At 69.5% G+C, this 19271-nt stretch carries 13 protein-coding genes; 5 read left to right on the top strand and 8 right to left on the bottom strand.

Annotation, left to right across the window (positions count from 1 at the left end; all coding sequences use genetic code 11):
• Positions 1–143: 143 nt before the first annotated feature.
• From cydD to RBS12_RS00825, 3 genes are read right to left on the bottom strand one after another with little or no spacing between them, the layout of a single operon-like run.
• Positions 144–3563 carry a thiol reductant ABC exporter subunit CydD gene (cydD, locus tag RBS12_RS00835; RefSeq protein WP_307964159.1) on the bottom strand — a complete coding sequence of 1140 codons (3420 nt, stop codon included), beginning with the start codon at positions 3561–3563 and terminating at the stop codon, positions 144–146.
• A 4-nt stretch (positions 3564–3567) separates the two neighbouring features.
• The gene (gene cydB, locus RBS12_RS00830) at positions 3568–4653 is read right to left on the bottom strand and encodes a cytochrome d ubiquinol oxidase subunit II (RefSeq protein ID WP_307964158.1); all 1086 of its coding nucleotides are present in this window, start codon (positions 4651–4653) and stop codon (positions 3568–3570) included.
• Between the two features lie 9 nt (positions 4654–4662).
• Positions 4663–6249 (bottom strand): cytochrome ubiquinol oxidase subunit I, encoded by a 1587-nt coding sequence (locus tag RBS12_RS00825; RefSeq protein WP_307964157.1) that lies wholly within the window; start codon positions 6247–6249, stop codon positions 4663–4665.
• Positions 6250–6520: 271 nt separating this feature from the next.
• Here RBS12_RS00825 and RBS12_RS00820 point away from each other — a divergent pair, with 271 nt between their 5' ends.
• Both RBS12_RS00820 and RBS12_RS00815 read left to right on the top strand, forming a co-directional pair.
• On the top strand, positions 6521–6892 hold the full coding sequence (locus RBS12_RS00820) for a BlaI/MecI/CopY family transcriptional regulator (protein WP_307964156.1): 372 nt from the start codon (positions 6521–6523) through the stop codon (positions 6890–6892).
• A gap of 27 nt (positions 6893–6919) precedes the next feature.
• Positions 6920–7903 (top strand): M56 family metallopeptidase, encoded by a 984-nt coding sequence (locus RBS12_RS00815; protein WP_307964155.1) that lies wholly within the window; start codon positions 6920–6922, stop codon positions 7901–7903.
• Positions 7904–7917: 14 nt separating this feature from the next.
• Here the strand turns inward: RBS12_RS00815 and RBS12_RS00810 are convergent, their stop codons facing one another.
• Complete coding sequence (locus RBS12_RS00810; protein WP_307964154.1) at positions 7918–10026, bottom strand: DNA topoisomerase IV subunit B; 2109 nt, start codon at positions 10024–10026, stop codon at positions 7918–7920.
• Between the two features lie 265 nt (positions 10027–10291).
• On the opposite strand from RBS12_RS00810, the gene RBS12_RS00805 reads away from it, so the two are divergent.
• Positions 10292–10513, top strand: coding sequence for a hypothetical protein (locus tag RBS12_RS00805; RefSeq protein WP_307964153.1), 222 nt, complete (start codon positions 10292–10294; stop codon positions 10511–10513).
• Between the two features lie 236 nt (positions 10514–10749).
• On the top strand, positions 10750–11877 hold the full coding sequence (locus RBS12_RS00800; protein WP_307964152.1) for a hypothetical protein: 1128 nt from the start codon (positions 10750–10752) through the stop codon (positions 11875–11877).
• A 165-nt stretch (positions 11878–12042) separates the two neighbouring features.
• Here the strand turns inward: RBS12_RS00800 and RBS12_RS00795 are convergent, their stop codons facing one another.
• The 4 genes from RBS12_RS00795 to RBS12_RS00780 form a co-directional block, all read right to left on the bottom strand.
• A complete protein-coding gene (locus tag RBS12_RS00795; protein WP_373886460.1) occupies positions 12043–13371 on the bottom strand; it encodes an RNA polymerase sigma factor in 1329 nt (442 codons plus the stop codon).
• A 222-nt stretch (positions 13372–13593) separates the two neighbouring features.
• On the bottom strand, positions 13594–14922 hold the full coding sequence (locus RBS12_RS00790; protein WP_307964150.1) for a DUF4192 domain-containing protein: 1329 nt from the start codon (positions 14920–14922) through the stop codon (positions 13594–13596).
• 133 nt (positions 14923–15055) lie between these two features.
• Complete coding sequence (locus tag RBS12_RS00785) at positions 15056–16387, bottom strand: MFS transporter (RefSeq protein ID WP_307964149.1); 1332 nt, start codon at positions 16385–16387, stop codon at positions 15056–15058.
• 10 nt (positions 16388–16397) lie between these two features.
• Positions 16398–17417, bottom strand: coding sequence for a PAC2 family protein (locus tag RBS12_RS00780; RefSeq protein ID WP_307964148.1), 1020 nt, complete (start codon positions 17415–17417; stop codon positions 16398–16400).
• Between the two features lie 215 nt (positions 17418–17632).
• Here RBS12_RS00780 and RBS12_RS00775 point away from each other — a divergent pair, with 215 nt between their 5' ends.
• Positions 17633–19168: a leucyl aminopeptidase gene (locus RBS12_RS00775; RefSeq protein ID WP_307964147.1), complete on the top strand. Its 1536-nt coding sequence runs from the start codon at positions 17633–17635 to the stop codon at positions 19166–19168.
• The last annotated feature ends 103 nt before the right edge of the window (positions 19169–19271 follow it).

Below are 19271 nucleotides of genomic sequence, written 5' to 3'. Positions count from 1 at the left end.
CCCAGACGCGTTTTCACAATTCTGTAAACTAAATTGCAATTCCTGTCATGTCAAAGGCATTTCAGATGCCAGAATAATTTGACATGTTCGCTTGGAGGCGTCGATTTCGTTCCGCCTCGGCACGGGTTCGGCCCGAGGGAGCGTCAGCTCGCGAGCGCGAACCGCCGGACGCCATCGCCGAGGGCGTCCAGCCGGACGAGCAGATCCCCGTCCCGAAGCTCCGCCGCGCGGTGGGTGACCATGATGACGGCGCGGTCGGCGAGGGCCGTGTGCAGGGCGGAGACGAGCTCGTGGGCAGCTTCGGGATCCAAGTGCGCCGTCGGCTCGTCGAGGAGGACGACGGCGGCGCCCGCGACGAGCGTGCGTGCGACGGCGAGCCGCTGGCGCTGGCCTCCCGAGAGCTGGGAGCCGCGGCTTCCGATCCGCGCGTCGAGCCCGCCGGGAAGCCCGCGGACATGGTCGCCGAGGCCGACGCGGTCGAGCACGGCCCACAGCTCGTCGTCGTCCGGTGCATCCTCACGGGCACGCGCGACGGCAAGGTTCCCACGGAAGGTCGAGTCGAACAGATGGGACTCCTGGGGGCACCATGCGACGCGGCCGCCGACGCGGACGGCCCCGGCGCGCGGCGCAAGGAAGCCGAGGAGCACCGCGAGAAGCGTGGTCTTGCCGCTTCCCGATGGTCCTGCCACGATGAGCCACTCCCCCGGGTCAACGACGGCGTCGAGGCCACCGAAGACGTCATGGCCCCCTGGCCATCCCGCCGCCAAGCCCTCGATCGCCAACCCCTCAGAGGGCCGGGGCATTTCGGGGTGCGGCCCCGCGGAAGGCTGCACGGCCCGCGCGTCGCCCTCGCGCGAGGCCTGCACTAGGCCACGCAGGGCTGAACGGAGTGCGGGAACCCGCTGGGCCGCGGTGCTCGCCGCCGCGAACGGCTCGGCGAGCGCGAGCTGCAGCATGACGACGGCGGCCAGGACCGGCGCGGGCGCGCTGCCCGGCGCGAGCGTTGCGACGGCGGCGAACCCCATGGCCAAGACGACGAGGGACTTGCCGAGCCCCTCCGCGGCGATTCCGCGGCGCTCGAATGCGGCCAGTCGGCGATCGTCCGCCGTGATGGACGCGAGGACTCGCGGCGCGAGCCCGTTGGCCTTGATGTCGTTGGCCGCCGAGAGCACCTGCCCGATCCTTTCGAGCAGGCGCGCTCGCCCGGCCTGGATGTCGCGTGCGGCACGGCGGTCCGCCCAGAGGGTTGCGATCGGTGCAACCACGAGTGCCGCCAGTTCGGCGCACGCCAGCGGGGGAACCTGCCCCGGCAGGAGCCAGCCAATCGCGACAAGCGAAGCCACGCCAACGAGGACAGCTGTCGCGACGGGCTGGACGACGCGCGGAAGCTCGTCCCGGACGGACTCGGCGTCCCCGATAAGGCTTTCCAGCGCGGCGCCCGGGACGAGGAGCCGACGCGCGCTCAGGCCACGGGACGCGAGCGAGCGCCAGAGCCTGTCGCGCAGTGCCGTGAGGGTCGCGAAGACGGCGGCGTGGGTCGCGAGCCGCTCGGCGTAGCGGAGCACCGCGCGCGCGATCCCGAAGAACCGCACGCCGACGATCGCCGCGAGAAGGTACAGGATCGGCGGATGTTCGGCGGCGCGCACAATGAGCCAGCCGGAGAGGCCCGCGAGCGCCGCGGCCGCCGACGCGGACCCGAGCCCTGCGAAGGCGGCGAGGAGATACCGGGCCAGGTCAGGGCGGGTGAGGCTCCACAGCGCGCGGAGGGTCGCTCCGGGCGCCGCCGCCCCGTCGTCGCACGGTATTGACCCCGCGCGCGCGGCACTCTCATCCGGCGCGAACGAGTCCACCTCGAAGCGGCCCGCGACGGGTGGAGTCGCGGGCTCCGCGACCTCGCGTGGCGCGGCCGCGAGCTCGACGCGAGTGGTGGCGAGCGCCGCCGTCGCGGGATCGTGGGCGATGAGCAGCACGGTCGCGCTTCCGCGGAGAGCCGCGATAGCGGCCTCGACGGCGCTGGCCGATCGCGCGTCGAGATGGGCGGTGGGCTCGTCGAGGAGCACGAGGGTCGCGCCCGCGCGGACGCGGAGGAGGCCGCGGGCGACGGCGATGCGCCGCTGCTGCCCGGGGCTCAGCTCCGCGGGGGCGGCCGAGGCGAGTCCCGTGCACAGGACGGCATCGAGCACGTGGGCGACGGCGGCTTCAGCCTGATCCCCGGGGATCCCCTCTGCGGCGAGGGCGAGCTCGGCGCCGACGCTCGGCTCGGTGAACTGCGGATGCTGCGGAACGTAGGCGATGCGCTCGGGCTCTGCCCCCGCGAGCGCGCCGCGGACGCTCGCCGCGGCGCCGTCACAGACGAGTCCGGCGACGACGTGCAGGAGCGTCGTCTTGCCGGCCCCGCTCGGCCCCGCGAGCAGCGTGATCTCCCCCGCGGGGGCCGTGAAGGAGATGCCGTCGAGCACCGCGTCGTCGCGGCCGTCATACCGGACGCGGAGGCCTTCGGCGCGCAGGGCGGTCGGCGCCGAAAGGCCAGGTTGATCAGACGCGATGCCGGCGGCTCGCGCGAGCGGGGTGCCGTGCGGACGGGCGATCGCGTCCTCGGCCCGCCGAAGGGCCTCGATTCCGTCCTGGCTCGCATGGTGCGCGGTTCCAAGGTCGCGCACTGGCTGGAAGCACTCGGGGGCGAGGACGAGGGCCAGGATGCCGGTCTCAAGCGGGAGCTCGCCGTTGACGAGCCGAACCCCGATGAAGACCGCGACGACCGCGACCGAGATGGTCGAGAGAAGTTCGAGCGCGAGTGAGGACATGAACGCGACCCTCAGCGTCGCCATCGTTCGGGCCGAGAACTCCTCCGAGATGGAACGGAGCGCCCTGCGCTGCTCGCCGGCCCTTCCGAGGCCGACGAGGACGGGGAGCCCCTGGGCGAGCTCGACGAGGTGTGTGCCGAGGCGGGCGAGGGCGTGCTGCGCCGCCGCGACGCGATTCTCGGTGTGCTTGCCGATGAGGATCATGAAGACGGGGACGAGCGGCAGAGTGAGCGCGATGATGAGCGCACTCACCCAGTCGGCTCCCAGGACGCGCGCGCCGACGAGCAGCGGAATCGCGGCGCATTGCACAAGGGCCGGGAGGTACGCCGTGTAGTACGCGTCGAGGGCGTCGAGGCCGCGCACGGCAAGCACGGCGGTCGCGGCAGCCGACGACGCGACGCGGGCAGCGCCGTCGTCCTCTGCCCCCGCCGGCCCGTCCGGCGCGGCGCGGCCGCCGTGCTCGAGGGCCCCGCCCACGAGCCGTGCTCGGAGCTCTTCGCGCACGCCCACTGCGGCCCAGCGCCCCGCCTGGAGCGAGCCCCACTCCGCCACCGCGCGCACGACGACGCCGGCAGCCGCCATGAGCGCCGCCCCGCGCCACGCGCCCGGCCCGTCGGGCGCGCCGGCGAACGCGTCGGAGAGGCCGGTCGCGAGGCCCTGCGCGACGAGCACGAGGCCAGCGGCCTTGGCGACCGCGAGGACGCCGAGGACGGCGAGCGCGGCCTTGGTCGTGCGGCCGGGCGGGACGCTGGGGCGCATGGGCTCAGGCTCCTGCCGCGGGCGAGCCATCCGCGGGGCTGCGGCCCGTCACGATCCGGGCGACAAACGCGGGCACGACGTTGTGTGCGCTCGGGATGCTGCCCACCGTGATCCGCTTGCGGAACACCCAGTAGGTCCAGCTCTGATACGCGAGGACGAGCGGGAGGCCGATGAGCGCGACGACCGTCATGAGCCCGAGCGTCGTCGCGGACGACGACGCGTTCGTGACCGTGAGGCTGTGCGCCGCGTCGAGGGTCGAGGGAAGCACGACGGGAAACACGGCGCTGAAGATCGCTGCCGCGCCGGTCGCGAGGAAGCCCGCGAGGAGCAGAAACGCGCGGCCTTCCGATCCCCTGTTCGCGAGCATCCACGATGCCAATGCCGCGACGGCCGCGAGGCCCGTGAGGACCCAGCTCCACCACTTGCCGTCGGCGAGCTGGACGACGGCGACCCACGCGACGAGCGGAAGGAGCCCGAGGGGCATCCAACGGCGGAACGAGCGGTGGGCCCTCGAACGGATCTCACCGTCGGTCTTGAGCGCGAGGAAGGCGAGCGCGTGGACGAGCGCAAAGGCGACGACGGCCACGCCGCCGAGCACGGCGTACCCGTTGAGCCACGCGAACGGCCCTCCCACCCGGTCGCCGTTCGCGTTGAGGGGGAGGCCGGTCGTCGTGAGGGCGAGCATGGCCCCGACGCAGAACGCCGCAACTCCCGAGCCGAGCGCTATGGCCCAGTCCCATGCGCGCGTCCACCGCTCCGAGACGATCTTGCCGCGGTATTCGAACGCGACAGCGCGGAAGATGAGCGCGACGAGGGCCAGGGTGAGCGGCAGGTACAGGCCAGAGAACAGCGACGCGTACCAGCGCGGGAACGCTGCGAAGGTGGCGCCGCCCGCGGTGAGGAGCCACACCTCGTTGCCGTCCCACACGGGGCCGATCGTGTTGAGCAGCACGCGCCGCTCGGCATCGCTGCGGGCGAAGAGCTTCATGAGCATACCGACCCCGAGGTCGAAGCCTTCGAGGAAGAGGTAGCCGATCCAGAGGACGGCGACCGCGGAGAACCAGACGGTGGGCAGAACTTCTGAAGACATGGTGCGCTCCTAGTAGGCGAAGGCCAGGACGTCGTCGGACTGCTTGCCGTCTCCCGGCCCGTCCCCTTTGCCACTGTGCGGGGCCGTGAGCTCGGGCATCGCGGAGGCGACGCCGCCGCGCGTGTAGCGCCACAGAAGCCGGACCTCGACGACCATGAGGGCCGCGTAGATGAGTGTGAGGACGATGAGAGAGGTGAGAATCTCTCCTGCGCTCACGCCCGGCGAGACGGCGGCCGCGGTGAACATGAACACCTGATCCACGCTCCCGGCCATGGCGGGATTCGGCGCGACGACGAACGGCTGGCGGCCCATCTCGGTGAAGATCCAGCCCGCAGCGTTCGCGCCGAAAGGCGCGAGGATGCCGACGACGGCGAGCCGCATGAGCCACCGCGACTGCGGCACCGTGCCCTTGCGCGTGAGATAGAGCGCGACGGCGGCAGCAAGGGCTGCGAGCCCGCCGAAGCCGATCATCATCCGGAAGCCCCAATAGGTGACCTCCATGACGGGTACGTACTGGATCGGCTGGCCGGCCCGGTCGCCGTAGATGGGATTGTTCGGAAGGTTCGTGCCGTAGGCGTGCCTGTACTGGCTCTGGAGGCTGTTGACGCCCTTGACGTCGGTCGAGAAGTCGCCCTTTGCGAGGAAGGAGAGGAGGCCCGGGATCTCGATGACCGCGGCCACGTTCGAGCAGTCCTTCGAGCCGACGTCGCCAACGGACAGGACGGAGAAGCTCGTCCCGTCGTGGCACGCGGCCTCGGCCGCGGCCATCTTCATGGGCTGCTGCTCGAACATGAGCTTGCCTTGAATGTCACCCGTGATCGCCGTGCCGGCAAAGGAGATCATGGCGACGACGGCACCGATGCGCAGGCTGCGCAGCCACACGCGGTGGTCGGTCCGGTCGCGGCCCGGGAGCTCGAGGTCCTCCCCGGGGATCACGCGCCCGTCGGCGCCCGCCGTGTCGATGCCGTCGCGCCGGCGCTGCCACAGGTGGTACCACGAGATGCCGAGGAGGAACGCTCCCGCGACGCCGAGGGCGCCGAGGAGCGTGTGGGGCACGGCGACAAGTGCCGTGTTGTTCGTGAAGACGGCCCAGGGGTCGGTCATGACCGGCCGGCCGTTGACGACGGTCACGCCCACCGGATGCTGCATCCAGCTGTTCGCGACGATGATGAAATACGCCGAGACGGCCGAGCCGATGACGGCACACCACAGGGCGGCGAGGTGGAGGCCCGGGCGCAGGAGCTTCCATCCGAAGATCCAGAGCCCGAGGAACGTCGACTCGACGAAGAACGCGAGGAGCGCCTCCATGGCGAGCGGCGCCCCGAAGACATCACCGACGAAGCGGCTGTACTCGCTCCACGCCATGCCGAACTGGAACTCCTGCACGATGCCCGTCGCGACGCCCATGATGAAGTTGATGAGGAAGAGCTTGCCCCAGAACTTGGTCATCCTGAGGTATTCGGCCTTGCCGGTGCGTTTCCAGGCCGTCTGCATGACGGCGACGACGAGGCCGAGTCCGATGGTCAGCGGAACCATCATGAAGTGGTAGACAGTCGTGATGCCGAACTGCCAGCGGGCGATTTCCAAGGCGTCCATCTGCGCTCCTGTCGACGGCTCGAGAATCTTCTACGTTCCGTAGAAATGATTCTTCTACAGAGTGTAGAACACTTCGGTCGGGCCCCGCACCCCCACAGCACTTCCGCGCCGGCGCACCGGCACTGTCGCGCCACGCGTGCCGCCGACAGCGAACACGCTAGGCTTGTGCTGCGCCCTTCTTCTACCTCACGTAGAATGAGGGTCAGGGTTTCGGATCCATCCTGTCGGCTGGCACCCGGACCCGGGACGATCATCAGGGGAGGACAGAACGATGGCAAGCCTCGGGGAGCTCGAGCGTTCAGTGATGGACCAGCTGTGGTCCACATCGGAGGCCTCCACCGCAAATGAGCTGCGGGACCGCCTGGCCCAGAGCGAGGGGCAGGATCACGAGGCGAAGGATCTCGCGGTCACGACGGTCCTGACCGTCCTCTCCCGGCTCGAGAAGAAGGGCCTCGTGGAGCGCGAGCGCGGAACGCGTCCGCATCGCTACCGCGCCGTCTCGACGCGCGAAGACCACACGGCCCGGCTCATGCACGAAGCCCTCGGCACGGCGCCCGACCGCGAGGCCGTCCTCGCCCGCTTCATCGGCAGCGTGAGCGAGGCCGAGGCCGCGACTCTGCGCAGGCTTCTGTCGCGCGGCTGACCCGAGCTCAGTCCTTCCGGACCGGCCGTGCTCCTGACCGCGTACCTCCTCGCACTGCTGGCAGTCCTGCTCGCATGGCCGGTGCCAGTGGCCCTCTCCCGCGCGCGTTGGACATCGCGGTCACCTTTTACGGCGATGGTCCTGTGGCAGTCGATCGCGCTCGCGGGCGGGCTCTCGATGATCGGCGCGATGCTCGTCTACGGCCTCGAACCGCTCGGGGACAACCTCATCCACGCGGTGCGGCGAGCCGCCGAGATCATCTTGGGCAATCGCTCGTCGGCGGAACTGCCCTTCTGGCACTTCTTCGCCCTGTGCGCTGCGGCGCTGCTCGGAACACACCTCGTGTTCACGCTCGGGCTCACGTATGCGCGCATCACGACCCAGCGCCGGCGGCACCGAGAGCTCCTCGAAGTGCTCAGCTCGCCGTCGGGAGCCATGGAACGCACGCTCGTCATCAGCCATCCGGCTCCGGTCGCATACTGTCTTCCCGGGGGCTCGCGGTCCGTCACGGTCCTCTCCGACGGGCTCATGGAGGTCCTCACGCCGGATGAGCTCGCCGCCGTCGTCGACCACGAACGGGCCCACCTGACGCAACGCCACCACCTGCTCCTCTGGGCGTTCGAGGCGTGGCGCCAGGCACTTCCGTGGCTCCCGACCTCTCGCCTCTCCCGGCAGGCTGTGTCCTCGCTCGTCGAGATGCTCGCGGACGACGTCGCACGCCGGACTACGCCCGACGGTGTCCTCGTCCGCGCCATCGCACTCGTCGCGCTCGGCCGCAGCGAAGGGGCATCGGAAGGCGGGGCCGCCGCCGTCACAACGACTGTGGCCGACGCCCGCTCCGAGAGCGGGATGCCGGACGAAGGCGAAGCGTCCCTCGCGTCGAGGGTCGGCCGTCTCCTGAGCCCGCGGCCGCCGCTCGGCGGGGCCGCGAGGACGGCCGTGCTCGCGGCTTCTGCGCTTCTTCTCGCCGTCCCCACAGTGCTTCTTCTCGTCCCGGGGCTCACGAGCTAGGCACGGCCCCGGCCCTACGCGTCGATCCGGTCCCGGTCGAGGTTCGCGCTGCCCGAGACGATGAAGTCCTTGCGCGGGGCCACATCGGACCCCATGAGCAGCTCGAAGACCTCCTCCGCGCGCTGCGCGCTCTCGATCGTCACGCGCCGCAGGCTCCGATGGCGCGGGTCCATGGTCGTCTCGGCGAGCTGGTCCGCGTCCATCTCGCCAAGGCCCTTGTAGCGCTGCGGTGGCTCCTTGTGCTTCCGGCCCTCGGACGCGAGGCGCTTGAGGAGCGCGTGGAGCTGGGCGTCCGAGTACGTGTAGACGAGCTCATTGGCCTTGCTGCCCGGGTTGACGACCTCGACGCGGTGGAGCGGCGGGACGGCCGCGTAGACGCGCCCCGCCTCGATCATGGGCCGCATGTAGCGGAAGAACAGCGTCAGCAGGAGGGTGCGGATGTGGGCGCCGTCGACGTCGGCATCCGTCATGAGAATCACGCGACCGTACCGCGCCGCGTCGATGTCGAAGCTGCGGCCGGAGCCCGCCCCGACCACCTGGATGAGGGCCGCGCATTCGGCGTTGGAGAGCATGTCGCCGACCGAGGCCTTCTGGACGTTGAGGATCTTGCCCCGGATGGGCAGAAGCGCCTGGAATTCGGACGAGCGCGCATGGCGTGCTGTCCCGAGGGCCGAATCGCCCTCGACGATGAACAGCTCGGACCGCGTGACGTCGTCGGTCCGGCAGTCGATGAGCTTCGCCGGGAGGGTCGAGGTCTCGAGCGCCGTCTTGCGGCGCTGGGTCTCCTTGTGGAGCCGCGCTGTCACGCGCGACTTCATCTCGTTGACCACCTTCTCGAGCAGAACGGAACTCTGGTTCCGGTCCGCCCGTGCAGTCGAGTTGAGCTTCGCCGCGAGTTCCTTCTCGATGACGCGCGAGACGATCTGCCGGACCGCCGGGGTTCCCAGGATCTCCTTCGTCTGGCCCTCGAACTGGGGCTCGGCGAGGCGGACCGTGAGCACGGCCGTCATGCCCGCGAGAACGTCGTCCTTTTCGATCTTGTCGCTTCCGGCCTTGAGCTTGCGCGCATTGGTCTCCACCGCCTTGCGGAACACCTTGAGGAGCGAAGCCTCGAATCCGGCCTGATGGGTTCCGCCCTTGGGCGTCGCGATGATGTTGACGAAGGTCCGGACCGCCGTGTCGTAGCCGACCCCCCAGCGGACGGCGAGGTCGACGTCGCAGTCGCGCTCGACCTCGGCGATCCGGCTGTGCCCCTGGTCGTCGAGCACCGGCACCGTCTCCTTGAACGTCCCCGAGCCGTGGAACCGCCACGTGTCGGTGACCGGGGCGTCGATCGCGAGGAAGTCCACGAACTCCGAGATCCCGCCGTCGTGATGGAAGACTTCCTCGTGCGGGCCCGATTCCCCCGGCGTCCCAGCCAGCCGCCGCTCGTCGCGCACCGTGATCTTGAGGCCAGGCACGAGGAACGACGTCTGGCGCGCGCGCCCCACGAGATCGTCGTAGGAGAACCGTGCGTCGGAGGTGAAGATCTGGCGATCCGCCCAGTAGCGGATGCGCGTGCCGGTCACGCCCCGCTTGGCCTTCGCGACGACGTCGAGCACCGAATCCTCGACGAACGGCTCGAACGGGGCTTCTGGATTGAGACGTGACCCGGTGTCCGCGAAGCGGCCGGGCTCTCCGCGACGGAACGACATCTGGTAGGTCTTGCCGCCGCGGTCCACTTGGACGTCGAGGCGCGCCGAGAGTGCGTTGACGACGGACGCGCCGACGCCGTGGAGGCCGCCCGAGGCCGTGTACGAGCCGCCGCCGAACTTCCCGCCCGCGTGGAGCTTCGTGAACACGACCTCGACGCCCGTGAGGCCCGTCTTGGGCTCGACGTCGACGGGGATGCCGCGACCGTCGTCGTGGACCTCGACGGATCCGTCCGGGTGCAGGATGACCTTGATGTCATGCCCGAAGCCCGCGAGGGCCTCGTCGACGGAGTTGTCGATGATCTCCCACAGGCAGTGCATGAGCCCGCGGGAATCCGTTGAACCGATGTACATGCCCGGTCGCTTGCGCACGGCCTCAAGACCTTCGAGGACCGACAGGTGTCGGGCGGTGTATTCAGAGCTCGGGGTCACGCTCGAGGGGCTCCTTCATCAAGGCATGTGGGTGGGCGGTCGGGACACGCGCTATTCCACAGGGTAATCGCAACCCGCGTTTCAGCGGTTCTGCCACTCTGGCGGAGACCGAATCGGGACCCACGGCCCCGAATCAGGTCCTCCTCGTTACAGAAGCTTGATACGCCGCGAGCGAAAGTAGCCGTTTCGTGGGATGGGACAACTGGCAGTGGGGTGTTAGATGAGATGAACCGCGGAACTGCCCGGTGAAGTGAAGGAGGCCAAGATGACTTCAGCCCTTGCGGATCGCACCCTGACCGCAGTCGACCGCTGCGACCGCTGCGGAGCCCAGGCCTACGTGCTTGTGGTCCTCGAGGCGTCCGGCGGAGAGCTCATGTTCTGTGGGCACCACGCGCGCGCCGTGGAGACGACCTTGCGCCCTCTCGCATCCGAGTGGCACGACGAGACGGACCGCCTGAGCGAGAAGGCCGCCCTTCCGGAGGACTGACCTGCCGGACGACGGCGTCCGTCGCCTCGCGCGTCACGCCTCGCCGTTCGTAGCCCGAACAGCCGCCGGATAGGCCCGGACACCGATGGTGTCCGGGCCTATCCGCGTTCTCTGGGCTTCGCCGGGCGTAGGACGTGAACCATCGGGCCGGGAGAATCGTCTATAGGGACCCAGGCCCGTTTGCCGCCGCTCTCTCCTTCCGGCGGTGCGGTCGTGCCCCTGGAAAGGACAACCCGATGTTCAATGCACCGGCCCGCACTGGCCGGCTCCGCCGTTGGCTCTCCGCGGCGAGCCTCTCGGTCCTCGTCGTCGCGATGGGCACGGCCGCTCCCGCCGTCGCCCAAGCCCTCGCCTCGGCAGGATCCTCAGCCGATTCCACCACGTTCAACCAACCCGGCGACCTCCTGATCGCCGACCAATTCAACAATCGCGTCATCGAGGTCAACGCTGCCCACCAGATCGTGTGGCAGTTCGGCCTTGGCCCCAACGATTTCTCGGCCCGCTCGATCATCGGCACCAACGACGCCCAGCGAGTCGGGTCCTTCACTCTGATGGCCGGCACCGGGACACCACCCAGCACGGTGCCCGAGTGCCCGCAGGGCTGCCCTGACAACAGGGTGATCCTCGTCAACCGGTCCGGGCAGATCGTCTGGCAGTACGGGCAGTTCGGGGTGACCGGCTCGGGCCCGAACCAGCTCAATACGCCGGTCCAATCGACGTGGCTGCCCAATACGGACGTCCTCATCACCGACCAGTCCAACGAGCGGATCATCGAAGTCACGCAGTCCAAGGAGATCGTGTGGCAGTACGGCATGACGGGCGTCACGGGGATCGGATTCGATCAGCTCAACAACCCCAACAGCGCTGAACTGCTCGCCAACGGGAACATCCTCATCTCCGACGAGAACAACAACCGGGTCATCGAGGTCAACCGCCAGCACGACATCGTGTGGCAGTACCCCGAGGACCCGCGCCGCGAGCTCCTGAGCGGGGCGGCGTTCGCAAGCCGGCTTCCCAGCGGGAACACGCTCATCACGGATTCCAACAACAACCGGGTCATCGAGGTGACCATGGCAGGCGAGGTCGTCTTCAGCTACACGACCGACCTCCAGAAGGGCAGCAACCGGGCCCCTCTGCCCACGCGGGCGGTCCGCCTCGCGACCGGCAACACGCTCATCAGCGATCAGTTCAACAACCGGGTCATCGAGGTCAACCCGGCCGGCATGATCGTCCGCCAGGAAGGGCTGCTCAACGTGTCCGGGTACAGCCCCAGCACGACGACGGTCGGACTCTTCGCGCCCTATGACGCGAAGGTTGTGGGCGACTACACGGGCTTGACGCCGCCGTTCGGCTTCGGCCAATGACTCCTGAGTCAGTGGTGCCTAGGCCGGTGAGGCTTGGATGACGGGGCAACGACCCGCACTCTGAACGCATCAACAGCGAAGCGCCGGGACCCCGCGGTTGAAACCGCGGTGGCCCCGGCGCTTCGCCGTGGGGTGCCCACCAGGCAGCGCCTGGCCGGGCGGTGCCTAGTCGAGGTAGTCGCGCAGCACCTGGGAGCGCGACGGGTGCCGAAGTTTCGACATCGTCTTGGACTCGATCTGGCGGATCCGCTCACGCGTCACCCCATAGACCTTGCCAATCTCGTCTAACGTCTTCGGCTGGCCGTCGGTCAATCCGAAACGCATCGCGACGACGCCGGCCTCGCGCTCGGAGAGCGTGTCGAGGACGGAGTGCAGCTGCTCCTGGAGGAGCGTGAAGCTCACGGCGTCGGCCGGGACGACTGCCTCGGAGTCCTCGATGAGGTCGCCGAACTCGGAGTCGCCATCCTCGCCGAGCGGGGTGTGCAGCGAGATCGGCTCGCGGCCGTACTTCTGCACCTCGACGACCTTTTCGGGGGTCATGTCGAGTTCCTTGGCGAGTTCTTCCGGGGTGGGTTCGCGGCCCAGGTCCTGGAGCATCTGGCGCTGAACGCGGGCGAGCTTGTTGATGACCTCGACCATGTGGACAGGGATGCGAATGGTGCGAGCCTGGTCCGCCATGGCGCGCGTAATCGCCTGGCGGATCCACCACGTCGCGTAGGTCGAGAACTTGAAGCCCTTGGTGTAGTCGAACTTCTCGACTGCGCGGATGAGGCCGAGGTTCCCTTCCTGGATGAGATCCAGGAAGAGCATGCCGCGCCCCGTGTAGCGCTTCGCAAGCGAGACGACGAGGCGCAGGTTGGCCTCGAGCAGGTGGTTCTTTGCCCGCTCGCCGTCGTGCACGATCCGTTCGAGATCGTGCCGATACTGGGCGTCGTACGTCCCGCCATCTTCATCGAGCTTGTGCTTCGCGAACAGGCCGGCCTCGATCCGCAGCGCGAGATCGACCTCCTGTTCCGCGTTGAGCAGCGCGACCTTGCCGATCTGCTTGAGGTAGTCCTTGACCGGGTCCGCCGTCGCACCTGCAGACGTGACCTGCTGGACCGGGGCATCGTCCTCGTCGGCGTCGGAGATGACCATCGCGGCCGAACCGCGCGTCTCCTTCTCCTCGTCGGCTTCCTCGGCGTCGGTCTCGGCAGCGAGCTCTTCGTCGCCGGGAGTCACTGCATCGAGATCCGCGGCCTCGAGCTCTTCCGCCTCTGCGGGTGCGGCCGCGCCGTCCGTCGGGGCGTCTTTCGCGTCCCCATCCTTCACACTCGCGGTCTTCCGCGCCGGTGCCTTGGCCTTGGTTGCCGCCAAGGCCTTGGAGCGCGGGCCCGCCGTCGCGCGCTTGGTGGATGCAGCCTTGAGCGCCTCGGTCTCAGCCGTGGCCTTCTGAGCCGTTTCCTTCTCCGTGGGGGGCGTCACGATCACCTTCCTGCTGCTGTCCGGCGTCACCATGAGGGCAACACCACTATGACCCTGTCAAGTCCGTGCGACGCGCCATGCGCGATCCGGACCGAAGGGTCTCAAATAACAACCCTCCAGCAGCCTGATTCGTTCCCGCCGACGGAATATTCGCGAGGGACAATCTGGCTTCCGGTGCTCGGACCCGACCGGGTCTGTCGTCCATTGTCGCACGCCCTTCCCGTCTCCACGGCATTCACCACGCAATCGCGGCTATGCGACATCCTCAAGCCGCCGCCACGCTGTCTCGGGGCGCTTCGCCCAGCCCGCGAGCTCTCCACCATCGATCATTCCCGCGAAAAGCTCCGCGAAACGATATCCGGGCTGGACGGTCAGGGCACGCCTGAGATATCCGGCCGCCTTCGATCCGCGGCCGCGCGCCCAGCAGATCCAGCCGAGAAGGGACAGGGCGGGAGCACGAACCTCTGGGTCCTCGAACTCGGTAAGGCGCCGTGCCTGGCGTTCGAGGCGCGCGATCCGCCTCCAATCGGGTGCAGCGCGCGTGGCGCCGAGCAACACGGCCCCGAACTCGAGCACGGCGCCTTCGGGCCAGTCGCCTTCGCCTTCGGTCCACGCCAAGATCAAGCGCTCGACGTCCCGCGCGCTCAGCCCGCCCGGGAGCTCAGGAATCGGCCCGTCCGCGCTGTGGACCATCCCGATTGCGGGGGACCCGCGCCACGCCGCAGAGGCTCCGATGGATGCCGACACCATCGCGGCATCGCGGACGGCTGGGCGGGCCAGTGTTGCCGCCAGGAGCGCCACGCGGCGAGCCTCAGGGGCGCGGTCGCTGCTGAGCGTATCGTCCCAGGCCGCAAGAGCCGCGGCAAAGACGGGAGGCTCCCACCACGCATCCTCAGCGCCGCGAAGCCGCTCGAGGAGCGCCTCAGCGGCGGCGTCCGAGGGCACGGGCCCCGGCGGCGCCCCCGAGCGCGCAGGTGCGGCAGGATCGGCGTGGCGAGGTGGTTCCCCCTCGGCCGAACCACCGGACGGCTCCCACGATTCATACGTGCTGCCGCGGTAGACGAGTTCCGTTCCGAGCTGGCTCGAGGTGATGGCGTCGAGCGGCTTCCCCGGCCAGGGGCAGCACGAGCTGCGTTCGCACAGGAGGCTCCGCCAGAAGCGTTCGCCCACGATCCACGCGTCGAGAAGAGGGAGCCCTGCCTCCGCAAGAGCTTCCCGAAGCGCTCCGACGAGGCTGCCCTGCGGCGGCGACCCCACGACCACCCAGGGCTCTGCCGTGTAGACCGCGAGAACGGCGCCCTCCGCGAGAACATCGGTCAGGAGGTAGTCCCGGACCGCTGCCGCATAGGCGCCGAGGTCTCCGTCCCGACCCGGTGGCGGGAGGTCCACCCGAACCGTCACGCCGATCGACCCGGCTCCGACGGATACCGCCACGAGGCTCTCGCGCGGCCACTCCCCGATCGTGTGGGGAATGAATCCCAGGAGATCTTCCGGCTCTCGGATCGAGAGGGCACCCGGTGCCGGTCCGGGCGCGTCGAGGGGTCCGGTGCCGTCTGCGTCGTCGTGAATCGCCTTGTCCATGCCGCTAGTCTTCCGGCGCGGCACGGCGCCGGCCCTGCGCGATGAGCCCTATGTGGACGACACGCGGGAGGCAATTTCTGGGGAGGACATACGGCCCGATCCCGCGGAGGGGCACGGCGCGGTCGAAGGGTCCTCAGCGGCGGGCGAGACGCCTCGCCCGCGCGTCGGCGAGCGCGACGCCCAAGGCCACCTTGAGAGGAGCGACGTGTACGCCGCTTGCGGCGAGCTGGCGTCGCACCTTGCGTCTCACACCGAAGATCATCGCCGAGCCGAAGCCCATGACGACGAGCTGGACCGCGAGCGCGACCCGGAACGCATCAAGCGAATACAGGCCTGCTGGGGACATGCCGAGCGCATGCTGGAGGTCCAGCAGGTACCCCACGAGGAACATGGTCGCGAGGGCCGCAACAAAGCCGCCCGAATTGACGATGCCGGTCGCCGTGCCGAGGCGGTGCGAGGGATTGAACGTCCGCGCGAAGTCGAAACCGATCATCGACGACGGGCCGCCGACAGCGAGCACCGCGACGAGGATGACCATGAGCCATAGCGGCGCCCGCCCGGGATACAGCAGCACGACCGCCCATACGAGGGCCGTGAGCCCCGTGATGAGCAGGACGAGGGTCGAGCGGCGCAGAGGGTGGCGGGACACGAAACGGCCCATGGGCGGGCCAGCCAGGAGCGCCACGACGACGAAGAAGGACATGAGCGCGGCCGCGGTCCCGGAGTCGTAGCCCTGGCCGGCGACCATGAACGGAAAGCCCCAGGCAAGCGCGAACACGGTCCCGCTGAACTGCACGGTGAAGTGACTCCACAAGCCGAGCCGCGTTCCCGGCTGCCGCCAGGCCGCCGCCAACACCGCCTTGGTCCCCTCAGGCGTCCCCTCGGCGGTCCGTGCGCTTCCCTGCGGGGCATCGCGCAACGCCGCGAGGACGAGGACGACGACGAGGACGGACAGGGCGGCAAGCGAAAGGAAGCCCGTGCTCCAGCCGCGCGCGTGCAGGAGCGCGAGAAACGGGATGACGCTCACGAGTTGGCCGAGCATGCCGAGCATCCCCGTGAGCTGAGTGAGAAGCGGCGCCCGCTTGGCATTGAACCAGAGTGGGACGAGGCGCAGGACCGAGACGAACGTCATCGCGTCCCCCATGCCGACCAGCATGCGCCCGATGATGCCTGTCACGACCGACTCGGCCACCGAAATCTGGAGCTGGCCGAGCGCCATGAAGACGGCGCCAGTCGAGACCATGACGCGGGAGCCGAACCTGTCCACGAGCATGCCGACCGGGATTTGGAGCGAGGCATACACGACGAGCTGGAGCACCGTGAACGCCGAGAGGACGGCACCGCCGACGTGGAACCGGTCCGAAGCTTCGAGCCCGACCACGCCGAACGAGGTCCTCTGAACGACTGCCACGAGGTACGCGAAGACCCCGATCCCCCACACTGTCCACGCGCGCCAGCTGTTCACCCCACCGATCCTAGTCGGCGGGCGCAGCTCCTTCCGCAGTCCCGCCGTCGTCGGCGGCGTCGTCGTGCGTCTCATCTCGGAAGCCGGGCTCTTCGCGCCCTCCGTCCTGGGTCGCAAGGTACGCCTCGACCGCGGCGCCAAGCACCTCGGCGTCCGGAAGCTCTCCGCTCATGGCCGCGAGCAGCGAGCGGCGCGGGACGTCCTCGCTGCGCTCGTCGAATCGCGCTTCAAGCCCCTCGACGAGCTCGCGGACCTCGTCCGAGGAGGCAACCTGCTCGGCGATCTGGCGCTCGATCTCCCGGTTGGCTTCCCGCAGACGGTCGGTGGGGAGCATGAGCGACGCCGCCGCCCCCAGGTGCTCGAGGCCCGCCACAGCCGTTGCGGGGTACTCCGCCTCGGCCAGGTAGTGGGGTGTGTGGACGACGAACCCCGCGACGCCTCGGCCGGCTTCGACGAGCCGGAGCTCGAGAAGATGGCCAATCGCGGCTGGCACGCTCACGACCGGCTTCCATCGCGAGATGCCCTCGATGAGCTCGGGCCTATTCCCGTGCACCGTGACGCCTAGGGGCCGCGTGTGCGGGACGGGCATGGGTATCGAGTGGGTCCACACCACCAGCCGCACGTCGAGTTCCTCGACGAGGCCGACGACGGCGCGCGCGAACCGCTCCCATTGGAAGTCGGGCTCGGGGCCGGCGAGGAGGAGATACGGCTGGCCGAGCCCGTCGTCGAGCACGTGGAGGGCGAGCCGAGGCGGCGCATAGTCCTCGAGGTGGTCTTCGACGAACGTGATGCGCGGACGCCGCGCGCGGTAGTCGACGAGCTGGTCGACGTCGAACTCGGCGAGAGTCCGCGGGGATCCGGAGCGGAGGAGCTCGGTCGTGATCTGCTCGACCGCGTGGCCCGCGTCGGCGAACCCCGTGAAGCCCATGAGCATCGGAAGCCCCTTGAGCTCCGGATCATCCAAGAGCTCCTGCGCCGCAGCGTACAGGCCGGCAGGATCCTGGCGTGGCCCACCCAGGGGGTCGTTCATGTGGCGTTCGCTCCTCTCGGCGACGGCTTGGCGGCAGCTGTTACGAGAACCGACAGGGCGTGCCGCAGCGACGGTCTCCTCAAGGACAACGGCGCACGGCGTTCCATCATTCCACCACCGACTACGATCGGAAGTCCGGGCACGGAAGGGGACGCACGACGCCTGACGGGCCCGCAGGCATTCTGCCCGCACGCGAAGAATCGAGGCCCCACACCGTGTTCACCAACGCCGAAGCATCACTGAGCGCCGTCGCCCGGGATCTGCGCAAGCACCCCAGCGACGCGGTAGTCATCGGAGTCGCCCAGGGGCCGGAGGGCCCCGTCCTCCTCGACAGCCCCCTGAGCGCCAAGAATGCCGAGGCAATCCAGGCCACGCTCGCCATGCTCGGCGCCACCGGCGCGGCCGATTCACTCGTGCGGCTTCCCGGTGTTCCCGAGCTGAACACCCAGGTCATCGCCCTCGCGGGGGTCGGAAAGCTCGACGGCGATGCCCCCTCCCGCGATCAGCTCCGCAGCACGTCCGGCTCCGCCGTGAGGCAGCTCGCCGGCCTCAAGACGGTTGCCCTCGCGCTCCCGGCCCCGACGGCCGACGATCTCGCAGCCGTCGCCGAAGGCGCGGCGCTCGGCGCGTATTCCTACACCGAGCACCGGAAGCGCTCGTCCGCCGCCGCGAAGCCCAACGTCGCGCGCGTCGTCGTCCTCTCCCCTGCGGCAGGCAGCGCTGCTGCCGACGCTGCGCTCGCGCGGGCCGTCGTCGTCGGCCATGCGGTCAACACGACGCGAAGCCTCGTGAACATGCCGCCGAGCCAGCTCTTCCCCGCGTCCTTCGCGGACGCGGCGAAGGACCTCGCCAAGGGCCTGCCCGTCAAGATCACCGTGTGGGATGAGAAGCGGCTCGAGAAGGACGGCTTCGGCGGCATCCTCGCCGTGGGCCAGGGCAGCGCGCGCCCGCCTCGACTCGTCAAGATGGAATACGTGCCGTCGCAGGCGTCCAAGGCTCCGTCCATCCATCTCGTCGGCAAGGGGATCACGTTCGACTCGGGCGGCATCTCCATCAAGCCTGCGGCAAAGATGGACGAGATGAAGAGCGACATGGCCGGCGCCGCATCGGCCCTCGCCGCGGTCGTCGCCGCGGCTCGCCTCGGGGTCAAGGCCAAGGTCACCGCGTGGCTGTGCATCGCGGAGAACATGCCCTCGGGCAGCGCGCAGCGACCGTCCGACGTCATCGTGACGCGCGGCGGCACGAGCGTCGAGGTGCTCAACACGGACGCCGAAGGCCGCCTCGTCATGGCAGACGGGCTCGCCGCCGCAAGCGAAGAAGGCCCCGACGCCATCATCGACGTCGCAACACTCACAGGCGCAGCCATCATCGCGCTGGGAATGCGGACGGCGGGGCTCATGGGGGACACCGAGGTGACGGGCGCGCTCAAGGCGGCGGCCGACGACGAAGGCGAGGCCGCGTGGGCCATGCCGCTTCCCGACGAGCTGAGAGCCGGACTCGACTCGTCGGTCGCGGACATCGCGAACGTCGGCGACCGGCCGGGCGGCATGCTCACGGCGGGCATCTTCCTGCGCGAGTTCGTGGGCGACCGGGCAGACGGCTCGCCGATCCCGTGGGCACACATCGACATCGCCGGCCCCTCGTACAACACAGCTTCGGCCTACGGCTACACCCCGAAGCTCGGCACGGGAGCGATCGTCCGCACCCTCGTGCGCTATCTCGAGGGCGTCGCCGACGCGGCCGCGTCCTGACGAGCACGTACCGATCTGCGGTCCCCGAAGACCCGAGAGGGGGGGGGGGGGGGGGGGGCCCCCCCCCGCCCCCCCCCCACCCCCCCCGGGGAGCCGCCCCACC

The sequence above is a fragment of the Sinomonas sp. ASV322 genome (genome assembly GCF_030908245.1).
Taxonomy (GTDB): Bacteria; Actinomycetota; Actinomycetes; order Actinomycetales; family Micrococcaceae; genus Sinomonas.
This window is presented reverse-complemented; position numbering and strand designations above follow the sequence as displayed.